The sequence below is a fragment of the Nostoc sp. 'Lobaria pulmonaria (5183) cyanobiont' genome (genome assembly GCF_002949795.1).
In the GTDB taxonomy this organism is placed as follows: Bacteria; Cyanobacteriota; Cyanobacteriia; order Cyanobacteriales; family Nostocaceae; genus Nostoc.
This window is the reverse complement of record NZ_CP026692.1, coordinates 5,250,389-5,263,464: the sequence shown is the minus strand read 5'-3', so window position 1 is coordinate 5,263,464 and position 13,076 is coordinate 5,250,389. Positions and strand designations below refer to the sequence as shown.

General features: G+C 43.2%; 11 protein-coding genes and 1 tRNA gene. 9 read left to right on the top strand and 3 right to left on the bottom strand.

Annotation, left to right across the window (positions count from 1 at the left end; all coding sequences use genetic code 11):
• Positions 1-230 precede the first annotated feature (230 nt).
• From pds to NLP_RS23170, 4 genes are all read left to right on the top strand, one after another.
• Positions 231-1,670, top strand: coding sequence for a 15-cis-phytoene desaturase (gene pds / locus NLP_RS23185; RefSeq protein ID WP_104908408.1), 1,440 nt, complete (start codon positions 231-233; stop codon positions 1,668-1,670).
• Complete coding sequence (gene crtB / locus NLP_RS23180; protein WP_104908407.1) at positions 1,654-2,586, top strand: 15-cis-phytoene synthase CrtB; 933 nt, start codon at positions 1,654-1,656, stop codon at positions 2,584-2,586. The genes pds and crtB overlap by 17 nt, the downstream gene beginning before the upstream one ends.
• Positions 2,587-2,705: 119 nt before the next feature.
• Positions 2,706-2,797: transfer RNA gene (locus NLP_RS23175), tRNA-Ser, on the top strand.
• A gap of 192 nt (positions 2,798-2,989) precedes the next feature.
• Positions 2,990-4,312 carry an ABC transporter substrate-binding protein gene (locus tag NLP_RS23170; protein ID WP_104908406.1) on the top strand — a complete coding sequence of 441 codons (1,323 nt, stop codon included), beginning with the start codon at positions 2,990-2,992 and terminating at the stop codon, positions 4,310-4,312.
• Between the two features lie 56 nt (positions 4,313-4,368).
• On the opposite strand, the gene NLP_RS23165 is transcribed toward NLP_RS23170, so the two are convergent.
• On the bottom strand, positions 4,369-5,211 hold the full coding sequence (locus NLP_RS23165) for a hypothetical protein (protein ID WP_104909992.1): 843 nt from the start codon (positions 5,209-5,211) through the stop codon (positions 4,369-4,371).
• A gap of 524 nt (positions 5,212-5,735) precedes the next feature.
• Between NLP_RS23165 and NLP_RS23160 the strand changes: the two genes are divergently transcribed.
• From NLP_RS23160 to NLP_RS23145, 4 genes are all read left to right on the top strand, one after another.
• The gene (locus NLP_RS23160) at positions 5,736-6,053 is read left to right on the top strand and encodes a hypothetical protein (protein WP_104908405.1); all 318 of its coding nucleotides are present in this window, start codon (positions 5,736-5,738) and stop codon (positions 6,051-6,053) included.
• Positions 6,054-6,291: 238 nt separating this feature from the next.
• Positions 6,292-8,019 carry a succinate dehydrogenase/fumarate reductase flavoprotein subunit gene (locus NLP_RS23155; RefSeq protein WP_104908404.1) on the top strand — a complete coding sequence of 576 codons (1,728 nt, stop codon included), beginning with the start codon at positions 6,292-6,294 and terminating at the stop codon, positions 8,017-8,019.
• Between the two features lie 150 nt (positions 8,020-8,169).
• Complete coding sequence (locus NLP_RS23150) at positions 8,170-8,763, top strand: hypothetical protein (protein WP_104908403.1); 594 nt, start codon at positions 8,170-8,172, stop codon at positions 8,761-8,763.
• A gap of 652 nt (positions 8,764-9,415) precedes the next feature.
• The gene (locus tag NLP_RS23145; RefSeq protein ID WP_104908402.1) at positions 9,416-9,601 is read left to right on the top strand and encodes a DDE transposase family protein; all 186 of its coding nucleotides are present in this window, start codon (positions 9,416-9,418) and stop codon (positions 9,599-9,601) included.
• Between the two features lie 79 nt (positions 9,602-9,680).
• Here NLP_RS23145 and ctpC read toward each other — a convergent pair whose 3' ends face one another.
• The gene (gene ctpC, locus NLP_RS23140; protein WP_104908401.1) at positions 9,681-10,964 is read right to left on the bottom strand and encodes a carboxyl-terminal processing protease CtpC; all 1,284 of its coding nucleotides are present in this window, start codon (positions 10,962-10,964) and stop codon (positions 9,681-9,683) included.
• 232 nt (positions 10,965-11,196) lie between these two features.
• Complete coding sequence (ispG, locus tag NLP_RS23135; RefSeq protein WP_104908400.1) at positions 11,197-12,423, bottom strand: (E)-4-hydroxy-3-methylbut-2-enyl-diphosphate synthase; 1,227 nt, start codon at positions 12,421-12,423, stop codon at positions 11,197-11,199.
• Between the two features lie 180 nt (positions 12,424-12,603).
• Here ispG and NLP_RS23130 point away from each other — a divergent pair, with 180 nt between their 5' ends.
• Positions 12,604-13,074, top strand: coding sequence for a hypothetical protein (locus NLP_RS23130; RefSeq protein WP_104908399.1), 471 nt, complete (start codon positions 12,604-12,606; stop codon positions 13,072-13,074).
• Positions 13,075-13,076 lie beyond the last annotated feature (2 nt).

Sequence of the window (13,076 nt, the reverse complement as noted above, 5' to 3'; positions counted from 1 at the left end):
ACTTTTGTTTGCCTAAATTTCTTCTATGTAAAGATAAATGAAATGCTCGCTCAAACCTATTGCCAACAATGGTATTAACAATTTGTTCGGGTAGGTGCGCTTAGGTAAAATTCCCTTTGGCAAAAGCTTTTTGGGGAAGCGATCGCACAACAACTGCCAAATGTAACGGATTGCAACGTATAATGAAAACGATAAAACGGTTAAGAAATATTGAAGAGCAGTAGGGTTACATGCGAGTAGCGATCGCGGGAGCGGGACTAGCAGGACTTTCCTGCGCGAAATATCTTACAGACGCAGGTCACACACCCATTGTCTTGGAACGTCGAGACGTTCTAGGCGGTAAAGTGGCCGCGTGGAAAGATGCTGATGGAGACTGGTACGAAACAGGTCTGCACATCTTTTTTGGCGCATATCCTAATATGTTGCAGTTATTCAAAGAACTGGACATTGAAGATCGATTGCAGTGGAAAGAACACACAATGATCTTCAACCAGCCGGATGCACCAGGTACTTACAGTCGCTTTGATTTCCCAAATTTGCCAGCACCGATTAATGGTATAGTGGCAATTCTGCGAAACAACGACATGCTGACATGGCCAGAAAAAATCCGCTTTGGCATCGGGTTATTGCCAGCCATGATTCAAGGGCAAAAGTACGTTGAAGAAATGGACAAATATTCCTGGACAGATTGGCTGCGTAAACACAACATTCCAGAACGGGTCAATAAAGAAGTTTTTATTGCCATGGCCAAATCGCTGAACTTCATCGGCCCAGATGAAATTTCGGCAACCATTCTTTTAACTGCCCTCAATCGTTTCCTCCAGGAAAAAAAAGGCTCGAAAATGGCCTTTTTGGATGGTTCGCCAACAGAACGATTGTGTCAGCCCATAGTGGATTACATCACCGAACGCGGTGGAGAAGTCCGCTTGAATGCCCCTTTAAAAGAGATTTTGCTAAACGCCGATGGTAGCGTGAAAGGATACTTGATTCGGGGGTTGAATGGGGACGAAGATGAAGTTTTCACGGCGGATTTGTATGTATCTGCCATGCCGGTTGACCCTCTAAAGGTGATTTTGCCAGCACCTTGGAAAGAAATGGAGTTTTTCCAAAAGCTAGAAGGGTTGGAAGGCGTGCCTGTGATTAACGTACATTTGTGGTTCGATCGTAAACTTACGCAAATTGATCACTTGCTATTCTCGCGATCGCCCCTCCTAAGCGTTTATGCTGATATGAGCAATACCTGCCGTGAATACGCCAACCCCGATCGCTCGATGCTGGAATTGGTTCTAGCCCCGGCAAAAGATTGGATTGCCAAATCCGATGAGGAGATTGTGGCTGCAACTATTGCCGAGTTAGAAAAACTCTTCCCCGACCATTTTGGGGTAGACAATCCAGCAACATTGCTGAAATCTCATGTGGTGAAAACGCCCCGTTCAGTTTACAAAGCGACCCCTGGTCGTCAACAGTACCGTCCCTCGCAAATAACCCCCATTAGTAATTTCTATCTCAGCGGGGATTACACCATGCAACGCTACTTAGCCAGTATGGAAGGTGCCGTACTTTCTGGTAAGCTGACAGCGCAGGCGATTTCTGAGGCCCTCCCGGTAGCAAATTCCTCAAACCTGCAAACGCTCACCCGACCGCCCGCAACGAATGCTGCAACTGCCTGATTCCCCGCCGCGCATGAAAACGCTGGTCTCTGTAGACGAGTCATACAAACTTTGTCGGCATCTCACAGCAAAGTATGCCAAGACTTTTTACCTGGGTACTTTGCTTATGAGTCCGGTAAAACGTCAATCTATTTGGTCAATTTACGCTTGGTGTCGCCGTACAGATGAATTGGTGGATGGCCCCGCATCTGCTATTACCACGCCAGAAACCCTAGACCTATGGGAACAGCAGCTGGAATCCATTTTTGCGGGACGCCCATTAGAAAATTACGATGTAGCTTTAGTTGATACTCTCCAGCGCTTTCCGATGGACATTCAGCCATTTCGGGATATGATTGCCGGTCAGCGCATGGACTTATATCGCAGTCGTTATGAAACCTTTGAGGAGTTATACCTCTACTGTTACCGTGTTGCTGGCACTGTTGGCTTAATGTCAACATCAGTTATGGGTGTGGATAACACCATATATGCAGCACCGTGGCGGCAAAACATCCAACCTTATGTTCCCACAGAAGAAGCGATCGCTCTGGGAATTGCCAATCAACTCACCAACATCCTGCGGGATGTGGGAGAAGATGCCAAACGGGGACGGATCTACGTTCCCCTTGAGGACTTGGCAAAATTCAACTATACCGAGCAAGATTTCTTCAATGGTGTGGTAGATGAGCGTTGGCGGGCATTGATGCGCTTTCAAATTGCTCGGGCCCGCCAATTCTATACCATATCCGATCGGGGAATTACTTATTTAGCAGCAGATGCTCGTTGGCCGGTTTGGGCAGCATCAATGCTGTACGGTCAAATTTTGGAGGTGATTGAACGCAACGGTTACGATGTATTCAGTCAGCGGGCTTACGTTCCCCAGTGGAAAAAGTTACGCACCTTGCCCATAGCTTGGATGCGATCGCAAGTCCTTTAAAAAATTAGTCATTTGTCCCTAGTCTTTAGTCCTTAGTGTTTTATAAATAACCAATGACAAATGACAAATGACTATTGACTCTTGCCAAAAAACCTGCTAACATCATTATTCGTGAGTCAGGAGAGGTGGCTGAGTGGTCGAAAGCGGCAGATTGCTAATCTGTTGTACGGCAGGCAACTCCGTACCGAGGGTTCGAATCCCTCCCTCTCCGTTTTCCAGGTTTTGATACACGGAGGATATTCTGTGTAGAAAAATAAATATTAATGCCGAGTAAATACTCCTACTCCCAAAGATGGATGATATGATCTATCCTTTGAAGTCTTGATAAAATCCAGCTAAGTTACAAATCTAGTTTGGATCTTATTTTTAGGCTCCTAAGTATTTTGAGGAGTGAGAGTAATTTATGAAAAAAATTAGCACCGCCTTAGCCTTTAGTATAGCTACCCTAGCAACTGGGTTTCTGGTTGGGTCTTGTGGTGATAACACTACCCCCAACGGTACAGCTAACAACGCAAGTACTGCTACTCCAGCGGCAAACTCAACTACTACAAGCAGTGCTAAAGGACTAAAAATTGGTTCCCTGCTACCAACAACAGGTGACTTGGCTTCTGTAGGACAGCAGATGCTAGGTTCTGTTCCTTTACTTGTCGATACAGTCAACGCTTGCGGTGGGGTGAATGGCGAACCTGTTACTTTGGTGCAAGTAGACGACCAAACCGACCCAAGAGCTGGAGCTGCCGGTATGACCAAACTTGCAACTTTAGATAAAGTTGCAGGTGTAGTTGGTTCCTTTGCCAGTAGCGTTTCTAGTGCAGCAGTCTCGATTGCCACGCCAAATAAAGTCATGCTGGTTTCTCCTGGTAGTACCAGTCCCGTCTTTACTGAAAAGGCCCAAAAAGGCGACTATAAAGGCTTTTGGGCACGTACAGCCCCCCCCGATACATATCAAGCGCTAGCTTTAGCCCAACTTGCCAGAAAAAAAGGTTTTAAGCGAGTTTCTACAGTCGTGATTAATAATGACTATGGCGTAGGGTTTGAAAAAGCATTCGTGCAAACTTTTGAAAAATTGGGTGGAACTATAGTTAATAAAGATAAGCCTGTCCGCTACGATCCAAAAGCCCAAACATTTGATACAGAAGCGGCTGCTGCTTTTGCTGGTAAACCAGATGCAGTCCTGGCTGTACTCTATGCAGAAACTGGTAGTCTGTTCCTGAAAGCCGCCTATCAACAAGGTGTGGCGAAGGGAGTACAGATTCTGTTGACAGATGGGGTTAAATCACCGACTTTTCCCGAACAAGTTGGCAAAGGCGGTGATGGTAAATATATCTTAACAGGAGCGATCGGTACAGTACCCGGTTCCGATGGTAAAGCATTAGAAGCTTTCAACAAACTGTGGAAAGATAAAAAGGGTGGTGCGCCAGGGGAATACGCTCCTCAAGCTTGGGATGCAGCTGCTTTATTGACATTGGCGGCGCAAGCTGCTAAACAAAATACAGGCGTTGGTATAGCCAGCAAAATTCGGGAAGTTGCTGATGGCCCTGGCACAGAAGTTACTGATGTCTGCGAGGGACTAAAATTACTTCAAGATGGTAAAAAAATTAACTACCAAGGAGCCAGTGGCAACGTAGATGTCGATGCTAACGGCGATGTCGTTGGTGTATACGATGTTTGGACAGTAGGAGATGATGGCACAATCAAGGTGATTGACAAAGTTACCCCTAAATAAAAACTAAGGAGTTATGAGTTATGAATTTAATCTTAATAACTCCTAACTCCTAATTCTTAAAGCCCACTGAAGTTGTAACCAACTCCTAACAACAAGCCCACATCAGTTTCATCGAAAAATCCGGCATTTATAGCAGCCGTTGCTGTAAATTGAGAAGTTAGAGGTACATCAATGCCAGCAGATGCCAAAAAGGCAAATTGCGAATCATCACCAGTTTTATAAGCTGCACCGACTCCGATGTAAGGTGCGATCGCTAATGGTTCGCTAAAAGCATCTGCTGATTTGAAGGTAAAATCGTAGGTGATTGGAAGTAAAATTGTGGTGTTATCTCCAAATACGGCTGAGGGTCGCACTGATATAGAATTTGTCAGTCCAATTTTGCTAACTACTGCAAAGTTACCGTCGCCCAAAGACGTGTCACCACCACTCAAACCAATGTTAGCAGCGATCCCAAGATAGCTACTACCACCACCTGTAGTTCTACCTAAATCAATATCCGATTGCGCCACTTTGGTAGCAGATGATTGAGCAGTGGCTTTAGAAGTCGGTTGTACAAATTCAGAGATAAGCGTCGCAGATGAAGTTGCCACTGTGCCTGGGACAGGTGTGGGTGTTACACTAGCGTTTTCTTGTATCGCAGTATTGGGCAACTGCTCTCCCTTAGTTAAATTTGTGACTGTAAAAGTCTTAGTTATTTCTGTAGAGAGATTTTGGCTTTCAGTGTCTATTTCTGGACTAAACTCGTTGGGAGACGCTACGGTTGCGGAAGGTTCGGTTAATGGCTGACTGCTCACCTTGTCTACTGTCTGGGCGCTTGCAGATAAACCGCTACTCAGGAATGCAAGAGCAGCTAAACTTGGCAACCAAAAAACACCTTTACGAAGAAAAATAGTATTCACATTCACTCCTAAAACAATGTTGCCACGAAAAATAAAGGTTTTTGTTGATTTAGTCAACAAGTTCGGGCAATACTCAAAATTTAACATCAAAAAATCGGTTTGACATCAAGCACTTTACATGATTTCTCTAGTTAATATTTACTAGCAAAAAACTAAATACTATAGCAATCTTGAATCATTCATGAGAAACAAGACTCCCGACAACTTTTAGGAAGTTGGGAATCTGTGGGTTGCAATTTTCACAAATTAAATAGAATTGCTATATATTTATTTTGAATATCCTGAATTTGACAGATGACAAATAGTCTCTTTGCCTAAAACTAAGATAGTGTTTGTTAAGGAGGCGATCGCAATTGCGACCTCTCCTATGAAGGGAAGAAGTTTTTGAGCATAACTTCCTTGCCGCCAAAGACAGCTAGATTGTGAAGTGATATTACAAAGCTTGCAAAAATATTTAGAAATTGCCTACAAGGCAAACATAGTTCTAACGTAGAACCTATTAGGAGAGACTTGAGGCAAATGTGATGAGCGAAAATAATATTCAAAAGTATCGGTTTGTCTGTACCCTGACTTTCGGTGATATCTACGGTCAAATAATAGTTTGGTTGATTACAATTACCCTGAGTTTGGCATCAGCTTTGGCGCTGATGGGTGCCAAGCGCCCCGTGTACGCTTTAGCAACAGCTGGTCTCGTCGTTCTGCTATCGCTACCTTTCTTGTTGTTTGCGTTTGTCACTACCTTGTTAAATCATGTTGAAGTCAGTCCTGTAGGACCAGAAACCAAAATGGAACCCATACCAGGTAATGTGTCTCAGCAACAACCTGTACAAGCAACTAGCTAAAGAGTTAGGAGTTATGAGTAGAGACGCGATTAATCGCGTCTCTACAGGAGTTATGAGTCACTCTATCTGTGCCGTAACTCTTTGTTTTTAACTTTTCACTCCTAATTTCAAAATTTTTTATAACATCCCTGTCTATAAGCAGGGATTTTTTTGTAGAGATGCGACTGTTACAACTCACTAGCTGATTAATCACGTCTCTACAATAGAACAGCAGTGGTTTGCAATCAGAGGGCTAATTATGCTGGAACACGATGTGATTATTGTCGGGGGAGGATTGGCGGGATGTCGCGCTGCTGTAGAAATTGCCCGTACTGACCCTAGTTTAAATATTGCTGTGGTTGCAAAAACCCACCCAATTCGTTCCCACTCGGTTGCGGCTCAAGGTGGTATGGCTGCATCGCTGAAAAATGTTGATTCCGAAGATAGTTGGGAAGCACACGCTTTTGATACTGTCAAGGGTTCTGATTACTTGGCAGACCAAGATGCTGTGGCGATTCTCGCCCAAGAAGCGCCAGATGTGGTGATTGACTTGGAACATCTCGGCGTTTTGTTCTCTCGCTTACCCGATGGACGCATTGCCCAAAGGGCTTTTGGCGGACATTCCCACAACCGCACTTGTTACGCCGCGGACAAAACCGGTCATGCAATTTTGCACGAATTGGTTAACAATTTGCGGCGTTATGGGGTGCAAGTTTACGAAGAGTGGTACGTGATGCGTCTTATTTTAGAAGAAAATGAGGCCAAGGGTGTGGTCATGTTCCATCTTTTGGATGGACATATTGAGGTGGTGCGCGCTAAGGCGGTGATGTTTGCTACCGGGGGCTATGGTCGCGTTTATAACACCACCTCTAATGATTACGCTTCTTCAGGTGATGGTTTGGCCATGACTGCGATCGCAGGTTTGCCCCTAGAAGATATGGAATTTGTTCAGTTTCATCCCACTGGTTTATATCCGGTAGGGGTACTGATTTCGGAAGCGGTACGGGGAGAAGGGGCGTATCTGATTAATAGTCAAGGCGATCGCTTCATGGCGAATTATGCACCTAGTCGGATGGAACTAGCTCCTCGTGATATTACCTCACGAGCGATCGCTTACGAAATTCGCGCTGGACATGGTATTCATCTCGACGGTAGTGCTGGCGGGCCCTTTGTTTATCTGGATCTACGCCATCTGGGCAAAGAAAAAATTATGAGTCGCGTTCCCTTCTGTTGGGAAGAAGCCCATCGCCTAGTAGGTGTTGATGCAGTAACTCAACCTATGCCAGTCCGCCCGACAATTCACTATTGTATGGGTGGTATACCAGTTAACACTGATGGTCAAGTTCGTAGTAGTGGCGATGGTTTTGTTGATGCTTTCTTTGCTGCGGGTGAAACATCTTGTGTTTCCGTACATGGTGCAAATCGTCTTGGTAGTAATTCACTACTGGAATGCGTAGTTTATGGTAAAAGAACTGGGGCTGCGATCGCCAAATTTGTGCAAAAACGTAAGTTACCCTCTGTAGATGAGCAACATTATGTAACAGAAGCCCAGCAACAAATTCAAGCTTTATTAGAACAGCCAGGACAGTACCGTATTAATCAAGTCCGTGAAGCTTTTCAGGATTGTATGACTGAGTACTGCGGCGTTTTCCGCACTGAGGCATTAATGACTGAAGGTTTGCAGAAACTAGAAGAAATACAACAAAAATACCCTCAAATTTATTTAGATGACAAAGGTAGTTGTTGGAATACAGAACTCGTAGAAGCCTTAGAATTACGAAGTTTGATGGTAGTGGGACAGACCATTTTGGCATCAGCCCTAAATCGCCAAGAAAGTCGTGGCGCTCATTTCCGCGAAGATTATTCCCAGCGAGATGATACAAACTTTCTCAAACACACAATGGCATACTACTCACCAGCAGGAATTGATATTCAATATCGATCGGTCGCAATTACTATGTTTGAGCCAAAAGAGCGGAAGTATTAAATTTTAACTAAAGGATGAAATTATCTATTTCATCCTTTCTTTATAACTTTATTTTTTCAGGTAATTTGACAGAGTGTTTGACAATTACACAAAGAATATATAGGTTTAAACATTCGACAATAGTTGATTTTTGATCACAGGTTATGCAATATGGAAAACGAGCTAAAGCTTTCTAATAATCGTAGAGATGCAATTGCTACTTCTATACATCAAACAGTTCAGGCATTTTCCGATAGACTTCCTGGTAAAGTTAATGGTCTATGCCTATACTATGCAGGTCTTGGTATGGACGTTTGTACAGTTGTATATCAGAAGGTAAGTAAAGATGAAACTCTTTATTACTCTCTTCAAGGAGGCAGTATTTCTGTAAGAGTAGCGTCTGATCCCGAAGACGTAAGCAAAGGAGTAAACTTTGGGGCAATAAACCCATCTTTTAAGACTGGAAATTACCATTGTTGGATTGTTGGTTTGTGTAGAGAACGCCGAATAATCACCCCTTTTGAGTTTATCGATTTCACCAGTAAGCATTACAAATCAAATTCTCTAGAGCAGGGACATAGATGGGAAAGGACTGATATTGGTGATTATTTATGGTTAGACCAAGATGAGATGGAGAAGTATGGAGTCTCAGCTAATTTTGATGAAAATATAACTCAAAAAGCTATGGAAGCGTGGTCAGATATTAGCTTCAAGGATGCAATGCTTTATCAGACAATACAAAACTATAAATCAATAAATCAATAATTCAATCAATATCACGAGAAAAATTTTATATTGTGATAAAATTTGAAATTTTTACGCTGAATTATTGATTCACATTGAAAATTCAACTCAAAATGATTGTGCGAACATATGATACTGAGAGTTGCGTTGAACCTAACTTTGAGCCTATAATCTTCTAATTATTATATGTGGGTGGCTGGTGTATAGCCTTCCAAATGTCTTGGGTATTAGGATTATTCTAGAGGTACTCAAGGATGCTCCAACAGTGCAGGATTGGGCCTCGTTCTCCATGAACATCAAGGAGGGTCTTATGATTGCACCTATTGTCTATGTGACAGTCGGTTCCTGTGGGGTAGCGTTACTGCGGAGATCGAATGGCGATTTACTCTGAAGTGTACTGGGAGCATTGTGAGGTCTTAAAGAGGTTCTTTACCTGGGAGTAGCGCTATGGGGGTTCAATTCCCCCACTCCGCATTTCTCGTAGTCTACACAGTTAGTGGATAAACTTAAGCAACAGGAACTATTCTCAAGCATCCAAGATATGATTAGTCGTCAAAAAACCTACAGGGTTCTATGATCGCACCTACAGAATGTCGGATTTAGCAGTAAGGGCGAAGATATTTTCTGTATGCCGTAAAATTCTTACTATAAAAACAAGATTTTTATTTAAAATATGAACAATTCACAAACTTGGTATATTGTCAAGCGTTCTGCTGGAAACTGTGAAATTATCCCCAGCGACCAAGTTGGCGACGATAATTTAGAAATTATAGAACAGTGGGGGCCTTTTAGTTCGCAAGAAGAAGCGATCGCTCGGCGTGTTGGACTTATTAGGGCTGGGAAGTGCCAACCAGTTTAAGTTAGGAGTTAGGTAGTTGACAGTGACGCTCTTTATTCCTAACTCCTTACGATTCACTCCTAACTTTATTCCTAACTCTTCATTTTTCTGCTGTAGGTGTTCCCTTAACAGCAATTTTTTTACCTATCACTTCCACTGCTTTAGCGAATTGAGGGTCTGCTAGAGTAGCTAGTTTGTCACGTTCATGGAGCCATAAATCCTCCATCTGCTTTTTGGTCAAATCCACCTTCACATCTGGCGAAATGCCTTTGTGATTGATATCTGTACCATTGGGGGTATAGTAATGAGCAATTGTCACCGCCAATCCTGAACCATCTTCCAGAGGACGCACCGATTGTACTAGTCCCTTACCAAAGGTTTGAGTACCGACCAAAGTAGCACGCTTATTATCCTGCAAAGCCCCTGAAAGGATTTCACTAGCACTAGCTGAACCTTTATCTACCAGCACCACCAATGGTTTAGTTGTCAAGGCTCGTCCGTTTGCTTCTTCCTTTTCAGCCTCTCCTTGGCGTTCAACAGTGGAGACAATCTTACCTTTATCTATCCACATCCGGGCAATATCCACACTGGAGAAAAGTAAGCCGCCTGGATTACCACGCAGATCGAGAATATATCCAGCTACCTTTTTGTTTTCTAAATTTTTGATAGCGGTTTGCATTTCTTTACCAGCATTGGCGCTGAACTGGTTCAAGCGAATGTAACCAAGATTTCCTGCTGGGGTTTTCTTTTCAGAAAACTTAACTGGATGGATTTCAATTCGCGCCCGTGTAATGTCAAATTGTTTTATCTTACTATCGCGCTGAATAGTCAAGCTGACTTGCGATCCTGCCTCACCCCTAATTAAAGATACTGCCTGATTGGTATCCATCCCCTTAGTATCTTTGCCGTTAATTTTGAGGATGATATCTTTTGCCAAAACACCAGCTTTAAAGGCTGGTGTATCCTCAATTGGCGCAATTACAACCAATTGCTTGGTTTTTTCATCCTGACTAATCGTGATCCCAATCCCTGTCAATTCTCCAGAGGTATCCACTTGCATATTCTTGAATTCCTCTGGGTCCATAAACCTAGTGTAGGGATCTTCTAGCTTTTTCAGCATTTCCCGAATGGACTTATACGCATCCTGCGGATTACTGTAGGACTTGCTCAAATATTCCTTACGAACAGCCTGCCAATCTACTTGATTAAAAGTACCGTCTACATATTGGCGCTGAACAATTTGCCAAACTTCATCTACTAATTCTTTAGGACTTGCTTTAAATAAAGCCTGACCTCGCGAGTGAATGCCAAGGCTAGTAACAGCGATCGTGGAGAGTGTAACTGCCGTAGCACCCAAAACAAGCCTACTTTTTGTAATCACCATAATGACAGTTGCGTCAGAGGGAAAATTTATAGTCAGTATGCTCAATCTAACACAGGCTACCACTTACAGACCAAGTATGTATTCTTAATTTAAACAAAATACTTGACAATCAGACGACCTTGGTGGTTAAAAGATATAAAGTTTTTGGGGATGGGGCATTGGGCACAAGAGGCAGAGGTGCGGAAGGGCAGAGGGGAAAACTTACTGTAACTTCAATTTTCCCCTGCTCCCTTTAAGGTTCTACCCAGCGTTCATCTGCCTTAATGAGGTTAATTAATTCCTCTACACCTTTATCTTCTGGGACTTTTTTAATTTCTTCTCGACCACGATACAAAGAAATGTAACCAGGTGTTTTGCCAACATAACCATAGTCGGCATCTGCCATTTCTCCAGGCCCATTGACAATACAACCCATAACCGCTACGTCAAGGCCAGTTAAGTGTTTAGTCGCTTCCCGGACTTTGTGCAGCACTTCCTCTAGGTTAAACAAAGTGCGTCCACAGGAAGGACAAGCAACGTATTCCACCATCGTTTTTCGCAATCCCAAAGCTTGGAGAATGCTATAACAGACGGGAATTTCTTTTTCTGGTGCTTCTGTCAGTGAGACGCGGATTGTATCACCAATGCCATCAGCAAGTAAGGTAGCAATACCAGCCGTAGACTTAATTCGCCCGTATTCGCCATCACCGGCTTCGGTAACGCCTAAATGTAGCGGATAATCCATACCCAGTTCATCCATGCGCTTGGCTATCAGGCGATAGGCGGCTAGCATCACTGGTACTCGTGAGGCTTTCATGGAAATTACCAAGTTGCGGAAATCTAGAGATTCACAGATGCGAATGAATTCTATGGCAGATTCCACCATGCCTTCTGGGGTGTCACCGTAGGTAAATAGCATCCTTTCAGCGAGGGAACCGTGATTTACCCCAATTCGCATCGATTTACCTTGATCTCGCAAAGAAACTACTAGAGGTTCTAGGGTTTCGCGGATTTTATCGCCAATTTCGTCAAATTCGGTTTTAGTATACTCAGTTCGATTAACGTTTGGCTTTTCAAAGACATACAAGCCCGGATTAATCCGCACTTTTTCTATGTGCTTGGCGACTTCCACAGCAATTTTCAGCCCATTGTGATGGACATCAGCCACAATGGGCACATCTTGGTAAGTTTTAATTAATTTTTGTTTAATTTCTCCTAAAGCTTTAGCATGAGCCATACTCGGCACTGTGACGCGGACAATTTCGCAGCCAATTTCGTGCAGACGACGAATACCAGCCACGGAACCATCAATATCAAGGGTGTCTTCGTTAATCATTGACTGCACTACAACGGGGTAGCCACCGCCAATGGTGACATTACCAACCTTTACAGAACGGGTTTTACGCCGCTTGATAGTTGTATCAAAGGTGGCTGGAGGTGATGTGATGTTTGAAGTGTTTACTGTGGGCAGAGTTTGCATAACCTGATTAAGTAAATTTGCTGTAGCTAAAATATCAGATTTAATAAATCTCTGTTTCCCAGATTGCCACAGCTAGTGCCTCTTTTGGACGATTCGCGGATAAAAAAAATGGAGAAAGTAACAATCCTCTAGTCTTTAGGGAACCCTAGTAAATGAAAAATCTATTGAAAAAGCAGGAATATGGGATTTCTCGAAGCAATTTTTGGTGCTGGAGCTATTGTCATGAAGGCAATCCAAACTGTTAATCAAGTAACCAAAAACTATATTGCTAGAGTTGTTAATGAGATTTCGCAAGAGAGAGCCAAAGAAAACCAGGCTACGCCTAGTCCAACACCTATTACTGTAAATATTCAAATTGACATCAAGAATATTGATCTTGAGGAAACGGAACTTGAGAAAAAGCGGGCGCGTGATGGACTGCTAAAGCGAACTGAGCTAGAGAAACTCCAAGAGTTAAAAAAACAACGTGAGGATAAGTTTGAGCAGTGGCAAAAGGCCAAAACTCAAGAAGTCGTAGCCGAACAAGTAAAAAACCCTGATAGATATGAAACATCATTTTTGAACAATGATAAAGTTCACATACTTCAGTTTCACATGGGGCAAGTTGTTCTTGAAAAGCAATGCGGGTGTGGCAGACCAATGTTTTTATAACA